Origin of the sequence: Cyanobium sp. ATX 6F1 (assembly GCF_024346315.1) — a bacterium.
In the GTDB taxonomy this organism is placed as follows: Bacteria; Cyanobacteriota; Cyanobacteriia; order PCC-6307; family Cyanobiaceae; genus ATX-6F1.
Window position 1 is genome coordinate 297,209 of the sequence record NZ_JAGQCS010000002.1, and the last position, 21,066, is coordinate 318,274.

At 68.9% G+C, this 21,066-nt stretch carries 28 protein-coding genes; 15 read left to right on the top strand and 13 right to left on the bottom strand.

The window, feature by feature from the left end; all coding sequences use genetic code 11:
• Position 1: 1 nt before the first annotated feature.
• A complete protein-coding gene (locus KBZ13_RS04315) occupies positions 2-373 on the bottom strand; it encodes an AbrB family transcriptional regulator (protein WP_255006745.1) in 372 nt (123 codons plus the stop codon).
• Between the two features lie 143 nt (positions 374-516).
• On the opposite strand from KBZ13_RS04315, the gene KBZ13_RS04320 reads away from it, so the two are divergent.
• A complete protein-coding gene (locus KBZ13_RS04320) occupies positions 517-786 on the top strand; it encodes a YciI family protein (protein WP_255006746.1) in 270 nt (89 codons plus the stop codon).
• On the opposite strand, the gene KBZ13_RS04325 is transcribed toward KBZ13_RS04320, so the two are convergent.
• A complete protein-coding gene (locus tag KBZ13_RS04325; protein ID WP_315859599.1) occupies positions 762-1,196 on the bottom strand; it encodes a c-type cytochrome in 435 nt (144 codons plus the stop codon). The genes KBZ13_RS04320 and KBZ13_RS04325 overlap by 25 nt on opposite strands.
• Between KBZ13_RS04325 and KBZ13_RS04330 the strand changes: the two genes are divergently transcribed.
• Complete coding sequence (locus KBZ13_RS04330; protein ID WP_255006747.1) at positions 1,195-2,433, top strand: exonuclease SbcCD subunit D; 1,239 nt, start codon at positions 1,195-1,197, stop codon at positions 2,431-2,433. The two genes, KBZ13_RS04325 and KBZ13_RS04330, sit on opposite strands and share 2 nt — an antisense overlap.
• 4 nt (positions 2,434-2,437) lie before the next feature.
• Entirely contained in the window at positions 2,438-5,212 is a 2,775-nt protein-coding gene (locus KBZ13_RS04335; RefSeq protein ID WP_255006748.1) for an AAA family ATPase, read from the top strand.
• 135 nt (positions 5,213-5,347) lie between these two features.
• Here the strand turns inward: KBZ13_RS04335 and KBZ13_RS04340 are convergent, their stop codons facing one another.
• Both KBZ13_RS04340 and KBZ13_RS04345 read right to left on the bottom strand, forming a co-directional pair.
• Positions 5,348-5,719: an AbrB family transcriptional regulator gene (locus tag KBZ13_RS04340; protein ID WP_255006749.1), complete on the bottom strand. Its 372-nt coding sequence runs from the start codon at positions 5,717-5,719 to the stop codon at positions 5,348-5,350.
• Between the two features lie 70 nt (positions 5,720-5,789).
• On the bottom strand, positions 5,790-6,026 hold the full coding sequence (locus KBZ13_RS04345; RefSeq protein ID WP_255006750.1) for a DUF3136 domain-containing protein: 237 nt from the start codon (positions 6,024-6,026) through the stop codon (positions 5,790-5,792).
• 127 nt (positions 6,027-6,153) lie between these two features.
• Between KBZ13_RS04345 and KBZ13_RS04350 the strand changes: the two genes are divergently transcribed.
• Positions 6,154-6,645: a GNAT family N-acetyltransferase gene (locus KBZ13_RS04350; RefSeq protein WP_255006755.1), complete on the top strand. Its 492-nt coding sequence runs from the start codon at positions 6,154-6,156 to the stop codon at positions 6,643-6,645.
• A 9-nt stretch (positions 6,646-6,654) separates the two neighbouring features.
• Positions 6,655-7,182, top strand: coding sequence for a Nif11 domain/cupin domain-containing protein (locus tag KBZ13_RS04355; RefSeq protein ID WP_255006756.1), 528 nt, complete (start codon positions 6,655-6,657; stop codon positions 7,180-7,182).
• Here the strand turns inward: KBZ13_RS04355 and KBZ13_RS04360 are convergent.
• The 4 genes from KBZ13_RS04360 to KBZ13_RS04375 are packed head-to-tail and all read right to left on the bottom strand — an operon-like array spanning position 7,094 to position 8,614.
• Positions 7,094-7,621, bottom strand: coding sequence for a phosphate-starvation-inducible PsiE family protein (locus tag KBZ13_RS04360; RefSeq protein ID WP_255006757.1), 528 nt, complete (start codon positions 7,619-7,621; stop codon positions 7,094-7,096). The genes KBZ13_RS04355 and KBZ13_RS04360 overlap by 89 nt on opposite strands.
• Complete coding sequence (locus KBZ13_RS04365) at positions 7,618-7,887, bottom strand: hypothetical protein (RefSeq protein WP_255006758.1); 270 nt, start codon at positions 7,885-7,887, stop codon at positions 7,618-7,620. The genes KBZ13_RS04360 and KBZ13_RS04365 overlap by 4 nt, the downstream gene beginning before the upstream one ends.
• A gap of 44 nt (positions 7,888-7,931) precedes the next feature.
• Positions 7,932-8,246 (bottom strand): hypothetical protein, encoded by a 315-nt coding sequence (locus KBZ13_RS04370; RefSeq protein WP_255006759.1) that lies wholly within the window; start codon positions 8,244-8,246, stop codon positions 7,932-7,934.
• Complete coding sequence (locus KBZ13_RS04375) at positions 8,246-8,614, bottom strand: DUF1232 domain-containing protein (RefSeq protein WP_255006760.1); 369 nt, start codon at positions 8,612-8,614, stop codon at positions 8,246-8,248. Before KBZ13_RS04375 ends, KBZ13_RS04370 begins: the two co-directional genes overlap by 1 nt.
• Positions 8,615-8,797: 183 nt before the next feature.
• On the opposite strand from KBZ13_RS04375, the gene KBZ13_RS04380 reads away from it, so the two are divergent.
• The gene (locus tag KBZ13_RS04380) at positions 8,798-9,286 is read left to right on the top strand and encodes a DUF2214 family protein (protein ID WP_255006762.1); all 489 of its coding nucleotides are present in this window, start codon (positions 8,798-8,800) and stop codon (positions 9,284-9,286) included.
• Positions 9,287-9,306: 20 nt separating this feature from the next.
• Positions 9,307-10,080 carry a peptidase gene (locus KBZ13_RS04385; RefSeq protein WP_255006764.1) on the top strand — a complete coding sequence of 258 codons (774 nt, stop codon included), beginning with the start codon at positions 9,307-9,309 and terminating at the stop codon, positions 10,078-10,080.
• A 3-nt stretch (positions 10,081-10,083) separates the two neighbouring features.
• On the opposite strand, the gene hisIE is transcribed toward KBZ13_RS04385, so the two are convergent.
• Positions 10,084-10,773, bottom strand: a complete 690-nt coding sequence (gene hisIE, locus KBZ13_RS04390) for a bifunctional phosphoribosyl-AMP cyclohydrolase/phosphoribosyl-ATP diphosphatase HisIE (RefSeq protein ID WP_409995604.1) — start codon at positions 10,771-10,773, stop codon at positions 10,084-10,086.
• Positions 10,774-10,816: 43 nt separating this feature from the next.
• Here hisIE and KBZ13_RS04395 point away from each other — a divergent pair, with 43 nt between their 5' ends.
• From KBZ13_RS04395 to KBZ13_RS04410, 4 genes are read left to right on the top strand one after another with little or no spacing between them, the layout of a single operon-like run.
• Positions 10,817-11,287 (top strand): 6-carboxytetrahydropterin synthase, encoded by a 471-nt coding sequence (locus tag KBZ13_RS04395; RefSeq protein WP_255006766.1) that lies wholly within the window; start codon positions 10,817-10,819, stop codon positions 11,285-11,287.
• 8 nt (positions 11,288-11,295) lie between these two features.
• Positions 11,296-12,252: a permease gene (locus KBZ13_RS04400; protein ID WP_255007135.1), complete on the top strand. Its 957-nt coding sequence runs from the start codon at positions 11,296-11,298 to the stop codon at positions 12,250-12,252.
• On the top strand, positions 12,240-12,941 hold the full coding sequence (locus KBZ13_RS04405) for a TIGR03943 family putative permease subunit (RefSeq protein WP_409995605.1): 702 nt from the start codon (positions 12,240-12,242) through the stop codon (positions 12,939-12,941). The genes KBZ13_RS04400 and KBZ13_RS04405 overlap by 13 nt, the downstream gene beginning before the upstream one ends.
• On the top strand, positions 12,938-14,263 hold the full coding sequence (locus KBZ13_RS04410) for a hypothetical protein (RefSeq protein ID WP_255006770.1): 1,326 nt from the start codon (positions 12,938-12,940) through the stop codon (positions 14,261-14,263). Before KBZ13_RS04405 ends, KBZ13_RS04410 begins: the two co-directional genes overlap by 4 nt.
• A 6-nt stretch (positions 14,264-14,269) precedes the next feature.
• Here the strand turns inward: KBZ13_RS04410 and KBZ13_RS04415 are convergent, their stop codons facing one another.
• Genes KBZ13_RS04415 through KBZ13_RS04425 form a run of 3 tightly spaced genes read right to left on the bottom strand, consistent with a single transcriptional unit; the run spans position 14,270 to position 16,914 of the window.
• Positions 14,270-15,106 carry a metal ABC transporter permease gene (locus KBZ13_RS04415; RefSeq protein ID WP_255006772.1) on the bottom strand — a complete coding sequence of 279 codons (837 nt, stop codon included), beginning with the start codon at positions 15,104-15,106 and terminating at the stop codon, positions 14,270-14,272.
• Positions 15,103-15,885, bottom strand: a complete 783-nt coding sequence (locus KBZ13_RS04420) for a metal ABC transporter ATP-binding protein (protein WP_255006774.1) — start codon at positions 15,883-15,885, stop codon at positions 15,103-15,105. Before KBZ13_RS04420 ends, KBZ13_RS04415 begins: the two co-directional genes overlap by 4 nt.
• 30 nt (positions 15,886-15,915) lie before the next feature.
• Positions 15,916-16,914, bottom strand: a complete 999-nt coding sequence (locus KBZ13_RS04425) for a metal ABC transporter solute-binding protein, Zn/Mn family (RefSeq protein WP_255006785.1) — start codon at positions 16,912-16,914, stop codon at positions 15,916-15,918.
• Positions 16,915-17,038: 124 nt separating this feature from the next.
• Between KBZ13_RS04425 and KBZ13_RS04430 the strand changes: the two genes are divergently transcribed.
• The gene (locus tag KBZ13_RS04430; RefSeq protein WP_255006786.1) at positions 17,039-17,443 is read left to right on the top strand and encodes a transcriptional repressor; all 405 of its coding nucleotides are present in this window, start codon (positions 17,039-17,041) and stop codon (positions 17,441-17,443) included.
• A gap of 155 nt (positions 17,444-17,598) precedes the next feature.
• Positions 17,599-19,218 carry an iron uptake porin gene (locus KBZ13_RS04435; RefSeq protein WP_255006795.1) on the top strand — a complete coding sequence of 540 codons (1,620 nt, stop codon included), beginning with the start codon at positions 17,599-17,601 and terminating at the stop codon, positions 19,216-19,218.
• Positions 19,219-19,254: 36 nt separating this feature from the next.
• On the opposite strand, the gene KBZ13_RS04440 is transcribed toward KBZ13_RS04435, so the two are convergent.
• On the bottom strand, positions 19,255-19,497 hold the full coding sequence (locus KBZ13_RS04440; protein ID WP_255006796.1) for a hypothetical protein: 243 nt from the start codon (positions 19,495-19,497) through the stop codon (positions 19,255-19,257).
• A gap of 84 nt (positions 19,498-19,581) precedes the next feature.
• Between KBZ13_RS04440 and KBZ13_RS04445 the strand changes: the two genes are divergently transcribed.
• On the top strand, positions 19,582-20,712 hold the full coding sequence (locus KBZ13_RS04445; RefSeq protein WP_255006797.1) for a CobW family GTP-binding protein: 1,131 nt from the start codon (positions 19,582-19,584) through the stop codon (positions 20,710-20,712).
• 77 nt (positions 20,713-20,789) lie between these two features.
• Positions 20,790-20,945: a hypothetical protein gene (locus KBZ13_RS04450; RefSeq protein ID WP_255006799.1), complete on the top strand. Its 156-nt coding sequence runs from the start codon at positions 20,790-20,792 to the stop codon at positions 20,943-20,945.
• The last annotated feature ends 121 nt before the right edge of the window (positions 20,946-21,066 follow it).

The following is a 21,066-nucleotide window of genomic DNA, read 5'->3' on the forward strand; positions in this document are numbered from 1 at the left end:
CTCATTCCTCGTCGTCGTCGCTGCTGCCGACCGGCATCAGGCGGATCTGCTTGCGCCCCAGCTTGATCTCGAAATCATCACCGGGCTTGAGATCCAGCAGGGCGGTGTAGGCCTTGCCGATCAGCAGATTGCCGTTGCCCTGCACGGTGGCCACGTAGCTCAGCTTGCGACCACCTTTGCCCACCGCAGCGCCGCTGGAGCCAAGGGAGACTCCCTTGGCTTCGAGCAGGGCCTCATAGAAAGCGGTGAAGTTCAGGCGCTCGGATCCATCCTTTTTGGTGGAGACATAACCGCTGGCCCGCACCAGGTCGGATTTACTGACATCACCAAGCTCCTTGACTTTTGCAAGGAGATCGGAACCCGTGAGTGCCACAGTTGAAACGCTAAAGACAATCAGAATATAGCGAACAACCGGCGAGGTTGGTCAAACCGGATGGAACTGGAATGACACCGATCACACCTGCGGCCCTGAGGAGCCCCCGCCACTAACCTCGCGGGGATCCGACCACCGTGGCCATGGCAAAATTCGTGCTCTGGGGCACCTACTGCGACAACGCCCTTGAGCGGCGAGGCCCCTTCCGCGAAGAGCATCTCGCCGGCCTGCGGCAACAGCAACAGGATGGAGTTCTGATCACCCTCGGGCCCACCGAAGGCAGCACCCATGTGTTCGGTATCTACGAAGCCGGCACGCAGGAACTGGTGGAAACCCTGCTGCGCCAGGATGTCTATTGGCGCAACGGAATCTGGACCGAGCTGAAGGTTTATCCCTGGATCCAGGCCTTTTGAGCTTGCTGCCACACCCAGGCCCCCACCGCCTCGGCTCCCCCGGGTCCGAGGGCCTCGCCGTAGCCCCCCATCTGGCCGAGGCCGTTGGCGGCCACCAGGGCGATCGCCTCCGCACTGGCGAGTCCGCGCCGCTCCAGGGCCTTGAGCTTGAGGGTCTGGGAGCGGCGGATGATGTTGCCGCCGTTGATATGGCAGGCGGCGCAGTGATTCGCGAACAAGCGGGCGCCCTGGCCAGAGGCCCCCTGGGCTGATTTGTCATCAGCGCTCAAACCCCCGGCGGGCAGGGGCCACAGCACCACAAGGAGAGCAAACCCCAGCAACAGGGCCAGGCCCCAGCGACCCAGGGCCGCCAGGGCCTGGGCCTGCTGTCGCTGGGCAGGAGGGGGCACACTGAGCGAGACGTTGCCCATGGAGCGCAAGGGGCCGATGGTGTCGTTTCTGCACAGCGCCGACTGGCAGATCGGCAAACCCTATGCCCGGGTGAGCGATCCGGATAAGCGGGCACGACTGCGGCAGGCGCGCCTGGAGGTGATCGATCGCCTCGGGCCCCTGGCGCACTCCAGCGGTGCGGCCTTCCTGCTGGTGGCGGGCGATCTGTTCGATTCCCCCACCCCCAGCTCCAGCGACGTGAGCGCCGTCTGTTTCGCCCTCGGCCGCCTGGGCCTGCCGGTCCTGGTGATCCCCGGCAACCATGACCACGGGGCACCCGGATCGCTCTGGCACTCGGCCTTTTTCCAGGCCGAACGGGAACTGCGCGCCCTGAACCTTCAGGTGCTGCTGGAGCGTCGGCCGCTGGTGCTGGAGCAGGCGGTGGTGCTCCCCTGCCCCCTGCTGCGGCGCCAGGACAGCGAGGACCCCAGCGGCTGGTTGCGGGAACTCGACTGGGACACCCTGCCGGCGGAGCGACCGCGGATCGTGCTGGCCCATGGCGCCACATCGGGCTTCGGCGCCATCGATCTGGAGGCCGACGAGGACAACCCGCCGGCCGCCAACAACCTGCTGCGCCTGGAGGACGCCCTGCTCGCGTCGGTCGACTACGTCGCCCTCGGCGACTGGCACGGCCTCAAGCAGGTGGCCGAGAAGGTCTGGTACGCGGGTTGCCCGGAGCAGGACCGCTTCCCACGCTCCAGCGACTACCGCTCCGGCCAGGTGCTGCAGGTGGCGGTGGAACGGGGCGGAGCCCCCACGGTCACGATCCAGCCCACCGGCCGTCTGAACTGGCATCAGCTGCGGTTTCGCTTCAACGGCGATGAGGATCTCGGGCGCTTCGAGCAACAACTGCTCGGCCTGTTGGGCGATCGGGTCGGTCAGGACCTGCTGCTGCTGGAGGAGGAGGGCCAGCTCAGCCTGCAGGGCCACCGCCGCCACGCCCTGCTGCTGGAGCGACTGGAGGCCCAGCTGCTGCGCCTCAAGCGCCGCGGCCACTGCGAGGCCAGCCCGGAGGGCGATGAGCTGGCCGAGCTCACCCTGCGGCCCGGCGACCCCCTGATCGCCAAGGTGGCCCATGCGCTGAACCAGCAACTGGAAGACGCCCAGGCCACAGAGCAGGCCACTGAGCAGGCCATGGAGCAGCCCGAGGAAACGGGCGCCGTGGTGCGCCTGGCCCTCAGTGAACTGCACCAGCTGGTGCAGGAATGCAGCCCCTGAGCCCATGCGTCTGCTCTCCTGCCACCTGCGCCGGGTCCGCCTGCACAGCGACCTGGAACTGAGCTTCGATCCCGGCCTGACCGTGGTCGGCGGCCCCAACGAGGCCGGCAAGAGCACCCTGGTGGAAGCCCTGCACAAGGGTCTGTTCCTGCGGGCCACAGCCACCGGCCGTGGGGTGGAGGAGCTGCGGGCCCGTCGCCATGGCGGCCAGCCGGAGGTGGAGATCCGTTTTGAGGCGGGCGGCCAGCGCTGGCAGCTGCGCAAGCGCTTCTCCGGCGCCAGCGGCACCTGCCACCTCAGCAACGACGCCGGCCTGGCCCTCTCCGGTGGCGCCGCCGAGGAGGCCCTGGCCCGACTGCTGGGGGTGGGCCAGCCGGTGGAGGGACGCCGCATCGCCCAGTTGCCGGAACGCTGGGCCCACCTCTGGGTGCGCCAGGGGGAAGGTGGCGCCAACCCCCTCTCGGGCCATGGCGAGCGCTACGACCTGGGGCGCCTGGTGGAGCAGCTGCAACGACGGGGCGGCACCGAGGCCCTCCACTCCCCCCTGGACCGGCAGGTGCTGGAGCGCATCACCGAGCAGCTGGAGGTCAGCTTCACCAGCACGGGCCGCGTGCGGGCCGGATCGGCCCTGGCCCTGGTCCGCCAGGACGATCAGGAGGCCCAGCGGCGGGTGCACCTGGCCCAGACCCGCTGTGAGGAACTGGAAGCCTCGATGGAGCAACTTCGAGGCCTCCAGCAACGGCTCGAGCAGATCGAACGCATCGAGCGCCCGGCCCTGGAGCAACGCCAGGCCCTCGCCCACAGCCTGCGCCTGAAGCAGGCGGAGCTGGAGCCCTCGCGCCAGCGCCTGCACGTGCTGGAAGCCACCCTCCAGCAGTTCCAGTCACTCAACTCCCAGCGGGAGCGCCAGCTCCTGGAGCAGCAGCGGCTCCAGGGGGAGTTGGATCAGGCCGCCGCCGCCCTGGGCCGGCTCCAGGCCCAACAACTCGAGCGCCGGGAGAGCCACGCTCAGCAGCTGGCGCGCTCCAAGGCCCTCAGGGAGCGGCAGGAACGGCTGGAGCTACAGCTGGAGCTGGCCCGCCTGGAGAGCAGCGAACGCCAGCTGCTGCTCCACCGCCAGCAGTTCGAGAGTTTGCAGCAGCAGGCCGAGCAGGCCAAGGTCACCCTGGCGGCCCTGCCGGCCATCGACCAGACCCAGGTGCGGCAGCTGAGGGAAGCCGAACAACGGGCCGAGCGCACCAGCGCCCGCTGCGACGCGATGGCCACCAGCCTGGAACTAATCAGCTCCGACCAGACGGTGCAGCTGGGGGGGGTGCCGCTGGAAGCCGGGGCCCCGCGCACCCTGCTGGAGCCCACGGAGCTCAGCATCGGCGTGGGCGTGCGGCTGCGAATCAGCCCGGGGGGTGGCGACGCCCTGGCCCTGGCCCGGCGCCAGCGCCAGCAGGAGCAGTCTGCGCTCACCGCCCTGCGCGCGGAACTGAAGGTGAGCAGCAGCGAAGCCGCCGAGACGATCGAGCGCCAGCGGCGTCAGTTGGAGACGGAGCTGGCCAACCTGCGCCAGAGCGCCAGCACGATCCCCTGGAGCGGCCTGAGTGATCGCCTCGCCGCCCTGGCCCCCCAACGGGCCCGCCTGGTGGCGGCCCTTGCGGCTGCGCCCAGGGCCGAGGCGCCCGAAGCGGAACCTGAGCTTGGCGAACAGGAGGTGGGCGCGCTCGAGAGCCTGGAGCCAGCGTTGGGTGATCTGCGCCAGCTGCTCTCAGGCCTCAACAGCGCACTGGAGGCGAGTCAGCGGGCCCAGGACAGCGACCGGGAACGGGAACAGGCACTGGCGCAGCAACTGGCGGAACAGCGCCAGCGCTTTGATCAGTTGCAGGGCTCCCTGCTGGCCCTGGAGCAACGGCGGCAGGAGCTGCTCAGCAGCCACGGCGACCTGGAGCGCCTCAGCGCCAGCCTCGGCCAGCAGGCCGCGGAGCTGCGGGCCGAGGAAAGGGTGCTGGAGTCGATGGCGCGGGAGCTGCTTGAACTGGATCCACGGGCCGATGACCCAGCCATGGATGTGACGCCTGCAGCGGCCCCCGGAGAGGCCGCTGGCGCGATCGGCGAACTCCCCACAGGCCTCGAGGCCAGAATCAACGCCGAGAGGAGCCGGCTGGAGGGGGAAAAGGACGGCCTCTTGACCCGCAAGGGGCAGTGCGAGCAACTGATTGGGAGTTTGAGCTCCAGTGACCCACGCGCCGAGTTGGAGTTCCGCCAGGCGGAGTGGGAGGCCACCCGGGCGGAGCGGGCGGCGATCGAGCGGCGGGTCGCCGCCCTGCAGCTGCTGCAAACCCTTTTTCTGGCGGCCCAGGATGATCTCGCCAGCCGCTACGGCGCGCCGTTGACGGCCGCCCTGGGGCCCTACCTGCTGGCCCTGGGCCAGGCGGCGGAGGCCCCCCAGTTGCAGCTCGATCCACAGCAGGGCTTTGGGGATCTGCTGCTGCGGCAGGACGGCGAAAGTTTCGGCTTCGAGCGGCTGAGCGGCGGCATGCGCGAACAACTCGCCTCGGCCCTGCGGCTGGCGCTGGCGGAAGTGCTGCTGCCGGCCTACGACGGTTGCCTGCCGTTGGTGTTCGACGATGCCTTCACCAACACCGACCCACAGCGCCTACCGCTGATCAGGCAGATGCTGGCCCTGGGTGTCAGCCGTGGGGTGCAGGTGATCCTTTTGACCTGCACCCCCGATGACTATCTCGAGCTGAGCGAACCACCCCACGGCGGACGACTGGAATCCATCCAGTGATGGGGTTGAACGGGCCTCGCCCCCACTCACGGGCCAAGATTGTGCCCTTGATAACATTTCGGCCCGTTCGCAAGCGCAGCCAAGGGCTGCTGTGGTGCGGCACCCAGGGACGCCCTCCTGGCGCCCGCTGGGGAATCAATCCTCGTCGTCTTCGCTGGAGCCGGCGGGGATCAGGCGAATCTGCTTGCGGCCGAGCTTGATCTCGAATTCATCACCGGGCTTGAGATCCAGCAGGGCGGTGTAGGCCTTACCGATGAGCAGATTCCCGTTGCCCTGCACCGTGGCGATGTAGCTGAGCTTGCGGCCGCCCTTGCTCACCTTGCCGCTGGAGCCAAGCTCCACGCCCTTGGCCTCCAGCAGGGCCTCGTAGAAGGCGGTGAAATTCAGGCGCTCGCCGCCGTCTTTTTTGGTGGAGACGTAGCCGGCGGCACGCACGATATCGGACTTGCTCACATCACCAAGTTCTTTGACCTTGGAAAGCAGCTCGGAACCCGTAAGGGGTGACATTAACGTTGCGATGAACTTGACAAATTCAAACTACACCATGCAGTCCAGCTCTGACCACCAAGTCGACGAACTAGTCGGGCTTGTCTCCACCGGCGCGGCGGGTGCGTTCATAGCGTTGGTAGAGCTCGGTTGGTGATCTGTAGCGCTGGGGGAGGGAATCGTGGAGTCGCTGAAGGTTGTGCCAACACAACGTGCGCTCGATCGTCTCCAGGCCCCGTTGTTCCCCCACCAACCGCCTCAGGGCCATGCAATAGGCGGAGAATCCTGCCTCCAGCTCGCCGATGGTGAGGGGTTTGTGTGTGGCCATGGCCTTCAACTCCGATCCATGGACTTGGCTAAACCGTAAAAAGGAGCCGACACCCCGCGCCGGTCCCAATCAAGGAAGCAGCGAAACTCTTTTCAATTCTTCGCAGCCTCCCCGTCAACCTAGTCCCATGGCCTTGCTTCGCCCCCTGCTGCCCGAGGACCTGCCCCAGCTGATCGAGGTCTACCGGCAAGCGGTGCTCGATCAGGCTCCGCCGCTGTACAGCCCGCGCCAGGTGGCGGCCTGGGCCGGCCACAGCGCTGGAGTCGCGCTGGAGGCGGAACTGTCAGCGGGATTCGGCCTGGCCAGCTGCTCCGAGGGGGGCGCCACGATCGAGGCCTTCGCCCTGCTGCAGCCGATCGATCGCCTCTCGCTGCTGTATTGCCGCGGCCGCTCCAGCCGCCAGGGTCGCGCCTCGGCCCTGCTGGAGGCGCTGGAGAACCATGGCCGCAGAATGGGTGTAACGCGCCTGCGCACCGAAGCCAGTCAGCTCTCGAGGCCCCTGCTGGAGCGCCGGGGCTGGCGGGTGGAGCGGCCCGAACAGGTGCTGTTCGCCGGCGTGCTGTTCGACCGCTTCCGCATGGGCAAGTTCCTGGACGAACCAGGCGTCCCCACACCTTGAACCGAAGCCATGGCGGAAGCCGACCTGCAACGCTTTCTCGAAAAAGTGCGCCAGTTGCAGGCCTTCGTGGCCCTGGGCGAAACCCAGCCGGAGTTACGCCGCGCCCTGCGGGAGTGCGGCCACCACCATCAGGTGGTGGATCTGGCGGCCCGCTGGGGGTTCAGCATCGGCCGGCGCTGGGGTGAGTCCAACGGCCCTGACGGTCCACGGGCCGGCAACCTGCTCGCCCAGCCATGCCCCTCACCGGGCCAGGAGCGCAGCGACGTGCTCCTGGAAGCCCCTGGCTTGCGCCTGGAGTCGATCCATTCCTGCTCAGCTGTGAGCCCCGAAGGTCAGTGGTACGACCAGAGCGAAACGGAATGGGTGCTGTTGCTCCAGGGCAGTGCCAGGCTGCGTTTTGAGGATGAGCCCCAGCCCCGGGATCTGGCGGTGGGGGATGCGCTGCTGATCAGTCCGCATCGGCGTCATCGGGTCGAGGGAACCGATCCTTCCCCAGGAACCGTTTGGCTCGCCCTGTTCCTTGGGACGACGAGCTGATCGCCACCGGCTGGCGCACCAGCCAGTAGGCCGCGGCCAGGGACAGCACCACCAGGCCCAGCCCGGCCAGCAGTAACGGCTTGTCTTCCGACCCAGGCGGAAGCACGATCACCTTTCGCGCCACCGCCGTGAGCGCGGTGACCAGCACCAGCTCGATCTGGATCACCTTGCGGCGCAGATAGGCCGTGAGGTTCTGCAGCACCTCCAGGGCGATCAGCACGTTGAGCACATCACCCAGCACTCGGGTGAGTTCATCCCCCAGCCAGGTGGTTTCCGTGTTGAGCAGATCGCTCCAGACCAGCTGCAGCAGGTGGATGCTGGCCACCACCACCACCAAAGCGAGGATCAGCGAGAGGGCCTTGGCCAGCAGGCGTTCCCCCTGGTCGATCCCCCGCAGGAAAGCCTGGTCGTCCTGCAGGATCCGCAGCAGCCGCTTCATTGGCTGAAGGGACTGAACTGGGGCTTGGCGGGGGTGTCACCCGGGGGGTTCGTGAGCTTGGTGTCACAGGTGATGGCGCCATCGGCGGCCGTGACGCAGTTCTCGGGCGTGACCGTGGTGCTCGGACCCACCTTGCCGCGGTTCCCGGGACTGAGCAGGAAACGCTGGCTCTGGGCCAGGGCCCCAGGAGCGGCAAGCACCAGAGCGGTGGACCCCAGGGCCAGCAGCATCGATCCAATCAACAGCCGTGGCGACGAAGCGGACATGGGCGGGCGAGAAAAGGGTGATGGTGACAGTTTGCCTGGGACCATCAAGGCTTGAGGTCGGCGCGAATCTCTTCGAGCAACAGGTCGAGCTGGCCCAGGGGATCCTCGAAGTCAGTGCCCCCTTCGGCCTGCCCCTCCTCGCCCTGCCACTGCTCCTCGATGCCACAGAGACGCTCGGCCAGGCCGGCGAGACCGGCGCGGCCATAGGTGCGCTCGAGCTCCCCCAGCAGCACCGGCATGCGGATCGAACTGGCCCTCAGGGCGCGGCGCAGATCGGCCTGGGTGCGGCCGGTGTGGCGCAGCCATTCCTTGAGGAAGGTCTGCAGCTCCTCCAGCTGCTCCGTGCTGAGGGTGGCCATCACCGGCTGGGGGGAAACCAGCGATCCAGCTTGCGCTGCGCCCGCAGGCGGATGTCCGGTGTGAGGTGCCGGCCGCAGAGGCCCAGCAGGGCCGTGAGCGCCACCAGATCGTCGCTGAAGCCTGCCGCGGGGATGAAATCAGGAATCAGATCGAGGGGCAGCAGCAGATAGGTGAGCGCCGCCAGCATCGTGAAGCGCACCTGGTAGGGGGTGTCGCCATCGAGCAGCAACTCCAGGCACTCGATCGCCGGTCGGGCCAGCAGGCGGCCGGCCCGGCGCAACAACCGCCGCAGGGTCCCCTCATCGACAACGGTGCTTTCAAGCACCTCGGTCTCGACCGGATCCGCTGCGCCGTTGGCTGATGACATGGCCTGGCCCGCCGAAAAAAACGAACGCCCTCATTGTGGGCCGCCCCTGCCGGTGGGGTCGAGCCCTGGTTATCCGCCCACCCTCGGGGTGATGGCCGTCAGCCGGCCTCCTTCGGGCCATGGCCCACCGAAGCGCCAGGCCCAGGCCCCCGCTACGGTCGTCGGGCTAACAATCCAGCTCCGATGCCCGGCTTCGCCGTCCTGCCCACCGACGTGCTCACCAGCGCCGGGGTGGCCTATGCGCACTACGTGAGCATCATGCTCTGCTTCGGCGCCCTGGTGCTGGAGCGGCGTCTGATCAAGGCCAACCCGAGCCGGGGGGAGGCCACCTTGATGGTGATCACCGATGTGGTCTACGGAATCGCCGCCCTCACCCTGCTGGTCAGCGGCATCCTGCGGGTGCTCTACTTCGGCCAGGGAACGGAGTTCTACACCGCCAATCCCGTGTTCTGGTGGAAGGTGGGTCTGTACATCGCCATCGGCACCCTTTCGCTCTATCCCACGGTCACCTACATCCTCTGGGCCCTCCCCCTGCGCAAGGGGGAACTGCCCCAGGTGAGCGAAGCCCTCGCCAACCGCCTCGCCTGGATCCTGAACATCGAACTGGCGGGCTTTGCCGCCATCCCCCTCTTGGCCACCTTGATGGCCCGGGGCGTGGGTCTGGCGGGCTGAGCCCCCACCCCACCACCGCCGTGTCCGAGCGTCGCCCCCGCTGGCCCGTCCAGGGATGGCCCCTGGCGCTGGGGCTCCTGCTGGTATTGGTGGCTGGCCAGGCCACGGGCGGCGCAGCCACGCTGCCGGCCGATCGGTGCCCTGCCGCCGTTGCGGTGCGGGTGATCGAAAGCGGCCAGGAACCGCTTCGGCCCACCCCACTCCCGGCCCCCAGCCCCGACGACTACCGCAATCGGATCAATCCAACGCCCGCCGGCTGGGCCCGGCGGGACCATTGGTGCGTCTGGGTGGAGCCGCTGGGGGGCAGGGAAGCGGAGCTCATCTGGCAGCGCCGCTGGCTGGGGGCTGTGGACGCCGCCCTGGCCACCTGGGAGAGATACATGCCGATCAGTCGGGTGGAGGATCCAGGCCGTGCCCAGGTGCGGCTTTACCGCAGGCGGCCACCGCTCATCGCTGAAGGCCGCCCGCAGCGGGCCAGCCACGGCCGTGCGCTGCTGCTGCTGGTGGAAGCCCAGCGCCAGGGGCAGCCGCTGGGCCAGAGGTTGCTGGAGCCGCGGGTGGAGGTGCTGATCAGCCCCGACCAGCGCCAACCGGCGATCCAGGCCACGGCCCTGCACGAACTGGGCCATGCCTTCGGCCTCTGGGGCCACAGCAACGACCCCGCTGATGCGATGGCGGCGGTGCCTGGAGCGCAACCGGTGCTGGAGCTCAGCCCCCGCGACTTGGCCACCCTGCGCTGGCTGCAGCAGCAGTCCGCCCTGGGGGGCCCTGGCCTGGTGCAGAACGGCCCTTAATGCTCACTCCCGCCGTGGCGCCCCGCGCCGCTCGGCCAGCACCTCCTGCACCCGGCGCCAGCTGACACCGTGGTGGGCCAGGGCTACCTGCACATGGAAAAGGATGTCGGCCGCTTCGCCGGCGATGGCGTCGGGGTCGTCGTCCTTGCAGGCCATCACGAATTCGGCGCTCTCCTCGCCCACCTTCTTGAGGATGCGGTTGTCGCCGCCCTCGAGGAGCTTGTTGGTGTAGCTGCCGGGCTCGGGCCGGTCGCGGCGCCCCTCGATCACCTGCGCCAGCTCGGTGCACACATCAGCCGGGGGCGGCAGGGCCGTGGACCCGCCGGCGCTGCGCTCGGGGCCGGGTTCAAAAAAGCAGCTGCGGGCGCCGGTGTGGCAGGCCACGTTGCCGGTCTGCTCGATTGTGAGCAGCAGCACATCGGCGTCGCAATCGAAGCGCAGATCCCGCAGCCGCTGGGTGTGGCCGCTGGTCGCCCCCTTGGGCCAGAGCTCGGCGCGGGAGCGGCTCCAGTAGTGCACCTCGCCCGTGGCCAGGGTGCGCTCGATCGCCTCGCGGTTCATCCAGGCCACCATCAGCACGGCGCCATCGAGCCAGTCCTGGGCCACCGCCGGAATCAATCCGGCTTCGCTGAAGCGCAGCTGATCGATCAGCTGCTCACTGAAGCGGGGGTCGGGGGGCTGAAATGATGCCACCACAGGGAACCGATCCGGCGGGGTCCGATCCTCCCGCACCACGATGACAGCCGCCTACACCTGCTCCAAGACCTTCAGCGGCTACCCCTGCTGCCACCGCCAATGGCGCCACGACGGCCACTGCCGTTTCGTGCATGGCTACAGCCGCAGCTTCAGCGTCGACTTCCGCGCCCACCACCTGGACGCGTACGGCTTCGTGGTCGATTTCTCCAGCCTCAAGGATCTCGAGGCCCAGCTGGCGGCCCAGTTCGATCACACCTTCCTGGCCAACGCCGACGATCCGCTCCTTCCCCTGTGGCAGGCGTTGCATGGGCAGGGCGCCCTGGACCTGCGGGTGATGGAGAACGTGGGCATGGAGGCAAGCGCCGAACTGGTCTGGGGTTGGGCCAATGAGCTGCTGCGCGAACGCGAGGAGGGCCGGGCCTGCTGTTGGCGGGTCGAGGCGCGCGAGAACGAGAAGAACGCCGCCCGCTTCCAGGCGCTGCCCGACTGGTACGAGGCGGACGCCTCGTGATCGTGCCCGTGGAGCGGCTGGCGACGGCCTGGGCGGTGTTTCAGGGGCTGGTGATCGAGGCGATGCCGTTTCTGTTGATCGGGGTGACGATCGCCTCGATCGCCCGCTGGCTCAGCCCCGGTGGGGCCTGGCTCCAGCGCCTGCCCTCCCACCCCTTGGGGGGCCCACTCACCGGCGCCGCCCTGGGTTTCGCCCTGCCCGCCTGCGAATGCGGCAACGTGCCCGTGGCCCGGCGGCTTCTGGCGGGGGGTGCACCCCTGGCCACGGCCCTGGGCTTCCTGTTCGCCGCCCCGGTGCTCAACCCGATCGTGCTGGCCAGCACCTGGGCCGCCTTTCCCGATCGCCCCTGGCTGCTGCTGGCCCGTCCCGCCGGGGCCCTGGTGATTTCCCTCGTGTTGGCCAGCCTGCTGCGGCTGCTGCCGGAGGCAGAACTGCTCACCCCTGCCCTGCTGGAGGAACGCCGGCTCAGCCAGCCCCTGGGGGCCGTCGGGCTGCTGGAGCGCCGCGGCGGGATGGTGGGGGCCCCGCCGGCGGCCGCCACTCCGGCCGTGGTGCCGCGGGCGCCGCTGGGGGAAACCCTGGGCCATGGGGTGCGGGAGTTTCTCAACCTGGCGGTGCTGCTGGCGCTCGGCAGCGCCATCGCCGCCATGGTGCAGACCCTGCTGCCCCGCAGCTGGTTACTGGCCCTGGGCAGCGCCCCCACCCTCTCGATCCTGGCGCTGATGCTGCTGGCGGTGGTGGTGTCGGTGTGCAGCAGCGTCGATGCCTTCCTGGCCCTGGGCTTCGCCGCCCAGGTCACCCCCGGGGCGCTGCTGGCCTTCCTGATCCTGGGCCCCGTGGTGGACCTCAAATCCATCGGCCTGTTCGGGGTGCTGCTGCGCCCCCGGGCGATCGCCCTCACCACCGCAGGGGCCACCGTGGCGACCCTGCTGATCGGCCAATGGGTGAACCTGTGGAAACTCTGAACGCGCTGCTGCGGCCCCTGGCCCTGGGCTTCTGGGGCCTGGTGCTGGTGCAGAGCGGCCTTAGCGGCCGACTGGATCTGCTGGTGCGCGCCGTCTTCCACCCCCTGATCATCGGCAGCGGCGTGGTGCTTCTCGCCCTGGCGGCCCTCGATGGGGTGCGCATGGGGCGTCAGCGGCCTGCGCCCCGGCGGAACCGCACCAGCCGCAGGGAACGCGCAGCCCTGCTGCTGGGCTTCGCCCTGGCCCTGGCGATGCTGCTGGTCCCTCCGGTGCCCTCCTTTGCCGATCTGGCGGCCAACCGACCCGGCGGCCAACTGGAGGTGCAGGAACTCAGCTTCGTGTTGCCGCCCGCCCAACGCAGCCTCACCGACTGGGTGCGGCTGCTGCGCAGCCAGCCCGACCCGGCTCTCTACGCCGGCGACCCGGTGCGCATCAGCGGCTTCGTGCTGCCGGTCCCCGGCGAAGCGCCCGAGCTGGCCCGGCTGTTGGTGCGCTGCTGCCTCGCCGATGCCACGCCCTTTGGTCTGCCCGTGCGCTGGCCCGCCGGCCAACCGCTCCCCCAGGCCGACCAGTGGCTGGCGATCGAGGGGGTGATGGCTCTCGACACGACATCCAATCCACCCCGCAGTCTGGTGATCCCAGGCCGCATCACGCCGATCCAGCGCCCCCGCAGGCCCTTCGAACCATGACGCCCTGGGCACTGGCACTGACCACAGGACTGGCGCTGGCCGTCCTGCAGCAACAGCTGCTGCTGCGGCATCCACCCCGGCTGCTGGGAATCGAGGCGGCCGACACCAGCTCCGGGCCCGGGACCCTCGATCTGCGTTTCAGCCGCCCAATGGACCAGGCCAGCGTGGCGGCCGCCAGCCGTCTGACACCGACCTCGGAGCACCAATGGCTGGGGGACGGCAACCGGCAGCGGCTGTTGCTGGCCCCGGGCGTACGGGTGGAACGGCCCCTTCAGGTTGCGGTGGGCGGCCGCGACCAGCGGGGCCTGGCCCTGGCGCCACGGACCTGGCTCTGGGATCCACGCCCCCGGATCGTGGCGGTGGTGAGCGTGGCGAACGGCGAGCAGCTGCAGCTTCGTGACCACGACGGCCGCTGGCGCGCCATGGGCCCGATCTGGCCATCGATTCCGATCCTGGAACCCCTGGGGGACGGATCGGGGGTGGCCCTGGTGAGCGCCGATGGGCAAGGACGCCAACGGGTTTGGCGGGTGGACCTGCGCCAGCGCAACCTGGCCCCCCGCAGCACCGGCCTGGCCGCGCCACGGATCGCTCCCCCGACTGGGCTCAGCGACGAACCGTTGGTGTTCGCCTACCTGAGCTCCAACCGGCGCGGGGATCTTCTGGTGCAGGAATCCCGTGAGGCTTCCGGCCAGGGCCACACCGAACTCCACCGGCGCGACGGCAGCACGGTGAGCCTTGATCTCAGGGCCAGTGGCCCGGTGCTGTTGGTGCCCCAGGGGGGCGCGATGGTGGTGCCGGAGGTGGAGGGGCTGAGTCTGATGGGGATGGCGGGGCCGGCGGGGGGGCGCCAGATGCTGCCCGGCAGCCGCGATCTGAGCAGTTTCTGCCCGGTGGGGGGCCGCGCCCTGCTGGTGCAGCATCGACCCGACTTCACCCGCGCCCTGGAGATCGTCGAACCGGGCCAGGCGCCCCGCACCCTCTGGGTCGGTCCCCAGGCCCTGGTGGCCAGCGCCTGCGAGCGCAACGGCTCCCGCGTCTGGGCGCTGACGATCGAAGGCCTGGGCCAGCCGCGGCTGACCCTGCTGGCCCTGGACCGCACCGGCAAGCGTCTGGGGCAGCGGGAGCTGACGGGCTGGGAGCTGGAGCCCGGCACGGGTCTGGAGTTGGATCCCAGCCGCAACCAACTGCTGCTCACCCTGAGGCCGATGGCGGTGGGCGGCCGCCGCACCCAGGCCATGCCAGCCCTGGTCGACGCCACCAGCCTGGAGTTGCGCCTGCTAGATCGGCCGGTGCGCCAGGCCCGCTGGCTGGTGCCGGGCTGAGCAGGTTCAGGCCCTGGCGACGGACATGCGCAGGGAGGAGACCCCCAGGGCCACCAGAAATCCCAGCAGTTGAACAATCACCACGCAGGGACCTGAGGGCAGATCGAAGCTGCCCGAGAGCAGCAGGCCGAGCACCGCGCAGACGGCGCCCAGCCCGGAGGCCAGCAGCACATAGCCGTTGAAGTGACGGCTCACCAGCCGCGAAGCGCAGGCGGGAATGACCACGAAGGCACTGATCAGCAGCACCCCCACCGCCTTGATCGAGATCGCCACCACCACCGCCAGCAGCACGATGAACAACAGCCGGTGCAGGGGCACCGCCACCCCACGGGAAAGGGCCAGGGGCTCATCGAGGGTGAGCAGGATCTGATCGCGGCGGGTGAGCGCCAGATAGCCCAGGGCCACGGCGAGCAGCCCTGAGATCAGCCCCACATCCAGCCAGGAGACCCCGAGGATGTCGCCGAACAGCAGCTGGTGGATGCCGCCCCTGTAGCTGCGCACGAAGCTCAGGGCCACCACTGCCAGGGCCAGCGATGAGGAATAGACGATGTTCAGCAGTGCATCGGTGGGCAGGGGGCTGCGCGCCACCAGGTGGTTCACCACCAGGGCGAAGACCACCGCGAACGGAATCAGCACCAGGGTGGGGTTCAGCCCCAGCAGGATGCCCAGGGTGATGCCGAGCAGGGCGGAGTGGCCCAGGGCGTCACTGAAGAAGGAGAGCTGGCGCAGGACCGCGAAGCTGCCCAGCAGGCCGCCGAGGGCGCCGGTCAGAAGACCGCCCAGCAGGGCCCGCTGCATGAACGGCAGTTGCAGCAGATCGCTGAGCAAGGGCCCCTCCGTCATGGGCTGGAAGCGTGCTGGTGCTGGTGGTGGTAGGGCACGTAACCGCGCCCGTAGACCCCCTCCAGCTGGGCCGGGCTGAGGGCATGGTCGGGGTGGCCAGCACAGCGCAGGTTGCGGTTGAGGCAAAGCACCCCATCGCAGGTGCGGCGCACCATGTCGAGGTCATGGGAAACCTGCAGGATCGTCCAGCCCTCGGTGCGGCGCAGCTGGAAGAGCAAATCGTGGAACTGCTCGGCGGCCTGGGCATCCAGCCCCGACTGGGCCTCATCGAGCACCAACAGGCGCCGGGGGCGCACCACGCAGAAGGCGAGCAGCACACGCTTGGTCTGGCCGCCGGAGAGCTCGCTGATCAGCCGATCAGCCAGATCCAGGCAGCTTGTTTTGCGCAGGGCCGCGGTCACCGCCTGCCGCCGCCGCTCGCTGCCGCTCCAGGGCAGCCGCGGGCCGGCAGGGTCCCAGCCCAGAGCCACGAATTCGGCCACCGTGAGCGGGCAGCGGTTGCGCACCGCGAAGCTCTGGGGCAGGTAGGCCACCTGGGCGCGCACGGAGGCCGGCAGCTGGCCCTGGCGGCCCATGGGCCGGCCCAGCACGCGGATCTCGCCCTCCTGGCGGGGAATGATCCCGAGCAGGGCCTGCACCAGGGTGCTCTTGCCGGCACCGTTGGGCCCCACCAGGGCCGTGTCGGTTTCCGGCGCCAGCTCGAAGCTCACGTTCTCGACGGCGCGGACGCCCTCGCGCCGCACCGACAGATTCCTGACTTCGAGAACCATTTCCAGCATCCCTTCAGCCTACCGGCGGGAACGGCGCCCTCAGCCTCCGAGGGCCTTGACCAGATTCGCGGCGTTGCCGCGCAGGGTTCTGGCGTAGGTGCCCGGTGCCGCCGCCGAATCGGGGCCCGTCTCGAGCGAATCGAACGCAATCACCTTCACCCCAAGATCGTTCGCCAGCGCCTGGAAGGATCCGCTGCCCTCCTGGGGCTCGCTGAGCAGGGCCTTGAGCTGGGTAGCCTGGGCCAGGCGCGCCACCCGCCTGAGGTCGGCCGGGGTGGGGTTCTCCTCGGGCACATTGACCACGAAGCTGGCCTTCAGCCCATAACGCTCAGCGAAGTAGGGAGCGAAGTCGTGGAAGGCCACGAAGGTCTTGCCGGCATAGGGCTTGAGCTGGGCCGCCAGGTCGGTGTTCAGACGCTCCAGCTCGGCCGTGAAGCGGGCCGCGTTCGTGGTGAAGGTGGCCTTGCAGGCGGGCCTGGCGGCGATCAGGCCATCGCGGATGCTGGTCACCTGCTGCGCAGCCCGCAGGGGATCCAGCCAGATGTGGGGGTTGATCTCGCCGTGGTCATGGCCTTTGGCCTCGATCTGGTCCGCACCATGGTGATGGCCGCCGCCCGCCCCAGGGAGGCTCAGCGTGCTGATGCCCTGGCTGGTGTCGATCACCCGCAGGCGCGGGTTTTCAGCGCCGGCGATGAGCTTGTCGAGGAAACCCTCGAGGCCCAGTCCGTTCTTGACGAGCACATCGGCCTGGCGAAGGCGGGCCAGATCGGTGGGCGTGGCCTGGAAATCATGGGGGCCCACTTTGGTGGGGATCAGGGCGTTCACGGTGGCACAGTCGCCCGCCACAGCCCGGGTGAATTCGGTGATCGGCAGGAAGGTGGTGACCACGGCCAGGGGCTTCTCTGTTTTTGAGGCGGTGGCCTTGGGCTGACATCCCGCCAGCAGGCTGGCCGTCGCCAGCAGCCCCGCGATGAACCGGGCGCGAGCACGGATCCAGGCCTGGGGCGGCGCTTGCGGTGTGCGGCTCAGGTGGGGCATGACGGCCTGACGTTTCGGCAGTGCGCCCAACCGGAAGCCAGCGCTGTTTGAGAACGATACTCAGTCCAGCCTGAGCCTCACGCTCCTGGGCCGCCGGTCTCACCTCGCTCCATAGGATTCCCCCATGGAGGCCTCCCGTCCCGCCACCCTCAACGGCAAGCAGCAGCACCTGCTGGAGCAACTGCGCCTGGCCAGCAGCGAGCTCTCCGGGCAGGACCTCCACGCCCAACTGCGCAGCACTCCGCAGTCCATGGGCCTGGCCACGGTCTACCGGCACCTGCGCCAGCTGCAGCAACAGGGCCTCGTGCGCTGCCGCCACCTGCCCAGCGGCGAGGCCCTGTTCGCCCCCACCGAACGCGACGAGCACCATCTCACCTGCGTCGACTGCGGCCGCACCGTGCCCTTGCCCGCCTGCCCGATGCACGGCGACGATCTCAGCCCCCAGCAGCTGGACGGCTTCCAACTGCTGTTCCACACCCTGGAGTTTTTTGGGCTCTGCCCGCTCTGCCAGGAACGCCAGCCGGGCTGAGGCTGCGAGAACGATTCTCAATCCATGGGCTAGGTTGGCCGTGGCCATCGCCCGAGTGCCCGATGGCACCCCGTGAGGTGCTGGTTGAGCGCGCAACAGCTGCCAACGCCCTCACACTCGCTTCAGCTCACACCGCCGCGCCGCCGCCTGCATTCATGACGCTTCCCAGCTGCTCGCGCTCGCCCCTGCTGCCCGCGGCCCCATGGGGCCTGCTCGGCGCCCTGGCCCCCTTGGCCTTCGGGGCGGCCCCCTTGGCCCTCGGCGCAAACCAGGCCCAGGCCGCCGAGCTGAACCTCAGCGACCTCAAGCGCTATGGCGGCCCCATCGAAGCGCGGGAGCAAGTCACCAGCCTCACTCAATTCTCCGACGTTCAGCCCACCTCCTGGGCCTATCAGGCGCTCTCGAACCTGGTCGAGCGCTACGGCTGCGTCGCCGGCTACCCCAACGGCAGCTTCAAGGGCGCCCAGGCCCTGACCCGCTGGGAAGCCGCCGCCCTGCTCCATGCCTGCCTCGATCGGATCACTGAAGTGACCGACGAGCTCAAGAAGCTCATGGCTGAATTCCAGAAGGAGCTCGCCGTGCTGCGCGGCCGCGTCGATGGCCTCGAAGCCAAGGTTGGTGAGCTGGAGGCCACCCAGTTCTCCACCACCACCAAGCTCTCAGGCCTGGCCACCTTTGTGGTGGGGGCCAATGCCTTCGGCGGCAGCGATAGCGCTGCTGTGGATGCCGCCCGCGCCGAGGTGGGGGCGACCACCCTCACCTACGACCTGCAGCTGAGCTTCGACACCAGCTTCAGCGGTAAAGACCTGCTGCGCACGATCCTGCGGGCGGGCAATTTCGCGGCCTCCGCCTTCGGTGGCGCCGGCCCCACCGGCATCCTCTCCAGCCTGGAGGTGGCCTTCGAGGAGGACGCCGGCCCCGATGTGCTGGGGATCGACAAGCTCTATTACCAGTTCCCGATCGGCCGCTCCTTCACCGCCACCGCCGGCGGCCGGGTGGGGCAGGAGGACATGCTGGCCCTCTGGCCGAGCGTGTACCCGAGCGACACGATCCTGAACGTGCTGACCCTCAACGGCGCACCGGCGGCCTACAACAAGAACCTCGGTCCCGGCGCCGGCCTCTGGTGGCAGAACGGCGGCGTCAGCGTCAGCGCCAGCTACGTAGCCGACAACGGTGCCATTGGCGATCCCTCGCTGGGGGGCATCGGCAGCCGAGCCTCCGCCGGCACCGGCACGGTGCAGCTGGGCTACGCCCAACCGCAGTGGGCCCTGGCCGCCATCTACTCCTACGTGCAGTCGGGGGTGGAGGTGCCGGGGACCACGCCACTCACCGCCACCGCCTTCGCCGACCCCGCCAGCCGCACCCTTGCCTTCGGCCTGGGCGGCTATTGGCAGCCCAAACAGAGCGGTTGGTTTCCCTCGATCAGTGCCGGCTGGGGGGTGAACAGCACCTCCTACGACACCCGCCCAATCGATGGGGCGCCGAGCACCAGCCAGTCGTGGCTGGTGGGCCTGAACTGGAGCGATGCCTTCGCCAAGGGCAACGCCGCCGGGGTGGCGGTGGGTCAACCGGTGTTCGCCACGGCGCTCACGGGCGGCGACAGCCCGGCCGATGGCAACTACGTCTGGGAGGCCTGGTACAAGGTTCAGGTGAGCGACGCGATCTCGATCACGCCGGCCCTCTTTTACCTGAGCCGGCCCCTGGGCCAGACCACCGCCCCCGGGGCGAGCTTCCACCAGCTGGGCGGGCTGATCAAGACCAGCTTCAACTTCTGAGCCCCACCGGCGCCCCCTGGGCTGATCGCTCAGGGCTCAGTCCCAATCAAAGGTCACCAGGCGCTGGCCGGGCAGCAGTTGTTCGCTCTCGGCCCGCAGCTCCCGCAGCAGCTCGACGCTGATGTCCGGGTGCTGGCGGATCTCCTTCACCAGACGCTGCACGTCGTCGGAGGTGAGGCCGACGCTGGCGACCCGCTCCTGCAGGCGGGCGCGGAACTGCTCGAGCAGGGCCAGCTGCTCGGGCCCCAGGGGCTTGGCACCTGGATGGTCGATCTCCATGGCACTCGGTGACGGTTGGTCGGACCCTAACCCGAGTCCTCCGTGGCACCCAGGCGCCAGACTGGCGCCAACGATCCGGTCTCGATGAGCACCAGCACCGCCCCCCAGAGCAGCGCTCTCCCTTTTTCAGGCGAGAAGCCACTCCCCGGCCCCCTGCCGGTGACGATCCTCACGGGTTTTCTGGGGGCCGGCAAGACCACCCTGCTCAACCACATCCTCAGCAACCAGGAGGGGGTCAGAACCGCCGTGCTCGTCAACGAGTTCGGTGAGATCGGCATCGACAACGAGTTGATCATCGCCACGGGCGAAGACACGGTGGAGCTGAGCAACGGCTGCATCTGCTGCACCATCAACGGTGAACTGCTGGGCGCCGTCGAGCGGATCCTGCAGCGCCCCGATCCGGTGGACTACCTGGTGGTGGAGACCACCGGCCTGGCGGACCCCCTGCCAGTGGCGATGACCTTCCTGGGCAGCGACCTGCGGGATTCCACCCGCCTGGATTCGATCATCACTCTGATCGACGCCGAGAACGTCGACGACACGCTGCTGGAGGGCGAGGTGGGCCGGGCCCAGGTGGTCTACGGCGACATCCTGATGCTCAACAAATGCGACCTGGTGAGCGAGGAGCGGCTGGCGGAGCTGGAGGCCAAGCTGCGCGCCATCAAGACCGATGCCCGCATCCTGCGCTCGGTGAAGGGGGAGGTGCCCCTGCCACTGCTGCTGAGCGTGGGGCTGTTCGAATCGGATCGGGTGGTGGCCGAGCAGCAGGCGCCCGCCACAGCTCACGATCACGCTGATCACGACCACGGGCACGGCCACGATCACAGCCACGGGCACGGCCACGGGCACAGCCACGGCCATGACCATGACCACAGCCATGGCAGCCCAGCTACCGCCGATCACCTGGCGATCGCGGGCTACACCTCCCTGTCGTTCAGCTCCGAAGGCCCCTTCGCCCTGCGCAAGTTCCAGAACTTCCTCGACAACCAGCTGCCCGGATCGGTCTTCCGCGCCAAAGGGGTGCTCTGGTTCAACGAGAGCGAGCGGCGCCATGTGTTCCACCTGGCCGGCAAGCGTTTCTCGATCGATGACTCCGACTGGCCGGGTGAGCGCAAGAACCAGCTGGTGCTGATCGGCCAAGACCTCGACCACGCCAAACTGCGCCAGCAGCTCCAGGCCTGCGTGGCCAAAGATGCGGGCAAAGGATTCGGCTGAGGGGCCCCGAACAGCCACGCACGACACAACAGAGCCTGTCGATCTGGTTAGTGTTGGGCCACTGCGCGCCGGGGTCCATGGCTGAACTGCTGCTCTTCACCGGTGTGATCGCCCTGTTCGTGCTGGCGTTCTGGCTCACCATCGACTCCGACGACGACAACGGCGGTGGTGGCCTGATGCAACCGGCGCTGGTGCCGATTCCCGTGCGGATCAGCCGCAACAGCCGCGGCTGATCCGCTGGGGCGAACCTACGGCCACCTCCTCTTACGAGGTAACAATTGCTACGCGCTTTTGAAGCATCGCTGCGACCACTCGATCGGTCGCGTTTTTAGCTTCAAGGCCGTGATCGGGCCC

Coding starts and splice junctions, on each gene's coding strand:
- KBZ13_RS04320 (WP_255006746.1), top strand. CDS start 517: ATGGCAAAATTCGTGCTCTGGGGCACCTACTGCGACAACGCCCTTGAG.
- KBZ13_RS04330 (WP_255006747.1), top strand. CDS start 1,195: ATGGAGCGCAAGGGGCCGATGGTGTCGTTTCTGCACAGCGCCGACTGG.
- KBZ13_RS04325 (WP_315859599.1), bottom strand. CDS start 1,196: ATGGGCAACGTCTCGCTCAGTGTGCCCCCTCCTGCCCAGCGACAGCAG.
- KBZ13_RS04335 (WP_255006748.1), top strand. CDS start 2,438: ATGCGTCTGCTCTCCTGCCACCTGCGCCGGGTCCGCCTGCACAGCGAC.
- KBZ13_RS04340 (WP_255006749.1), bottom strand. CDS start 5,719: ATGTCACCCCTTACGGGTTCCGAGCTGCTTTCCAAGGTCAAAGAACTT.
- KBZ13_RS04345 (WP_255006750.1), bottom strand. CDS start 6,026: ATGGCCACACACAAACCCCTCACCATCGGCGAGCTGGAGGCAGGATTC.
- KBZ13_RS04350 (WP_255006755.1), top strand. CDS start 6,154: ATGGCCTTGCTTCGCCCCCTGCTGCCCGAGGACCTGCCCCAGCTGATC.
- KBZ13_RS04355 (WP_255006756.1), top strand. CDS start 6,655: ATGGCGGAAGCCGACCTGCAACGCTTTCTCGAAAAAGTGCGCCAGTTG.
- KBZ13_RS04360 (WP_255006757.1), bottom strand. CDS start 7,621: ATGAAGCGGCTGCTGCGGATCCTGCAGGACGACCAGGCTTTCCTGCGG.
- KBZ13_RS04365 (WP_255006758.1), bottom strand. CDS start 7,887: ATGTCCGCTTCGTCGCCACGGCTGTTGATTGGATCGATGCTGCTGGCC.
- KBZ13_RS04370 (WP_255006759.1), bottom strand. CDS start 8,246: ATGGCCACCCTCAGCACGGAGCAGCTGGAGGAGCTGCAGACCTTCCTC.
- KBZ13_RS04375 (WP_255006760.1), bottom strand. CDS start 8,614: ATGTCATCAGCCAACGGCGCAGCGGATCCGGTCGAGACCGAGGTGCTT.
- KBZ13_RS04380 (WP_255006762.1), top strand. CDS start 8,798: ATGCCCGGCTTCGCCGTCCTGCCCACCGACGTGCTCACCAGCGCCGGG.
- KBZ13_RS04395 (WP_255006766.1), top strand. CDS start 10,817: ATGACAGCCGCCTACACCTGCTCCAAGACCTTCAGCGGCTACCCCTGC.
- KBZ13_RS04410 (WP_255006770.1), top strand. CDS start 12,938: ATGACGCCCTGGGCACTGGCACTGACCACAGGACTGGCGCTGGCCGTC.
- KBZ13_RS04415 (WP_255006772.1), bottom strand. CDS start 15,106: ATGACGGAGGGGCCCTTGCTCAGCGATCTGCTGCAACTGCCGTTCATG.
- KBZ13_RS04420 (WP_255006774.1), bottom strand. CDS start 15,885: ATGCTGGAAATGGTTCTCGAAGTCAGGAATCTGTCGGTGCGGCGCGAG.
- KBZ13_RS04425 (WP_255006785.1), bottom strand. CDS start 16,914: ATGCCCCACCTGAGCCGCACACCGCAAGCGCCGCCCCAGGCCTGGATC.
- KBZ13_RS04430 (WP_255006786.1), top strand. CDS start 17,039: ATGGAGGCCTCCCGTCCCGCCACCCTCAACGGCAAGCAGCAGCACCTG.
- KBZ13_RS04435 (WP_255006795.1), top strand. CDS start 17,599: ATGACGCTTCCCAGCTGCTCGCGCTCGCCCCTGCTGCCCGCGGCCCCA.
- KBZ13_RS04440 (WP_255006796.1), bottom strand. CDS start 19,497: ATGGAGATCGACCATCCAGGTGCCAAGCCCCTGGGGCCCGAGCAGCTG.
- KBZ13_RS04445 (WP_255006797.1), top strand. CDS start 19,582: ATGAGCACCAGCACCGCCCCCCAGAGCAGCGCTCTCCCTTTTTCAGGC.
- KBZ13_RS04450 (WP_255006799.1), top strand. CDS start 20,790: ATGGCTGAACTGCTGCTCTTCACCGGTGTGATCGCCCTGTTCGTGCTG.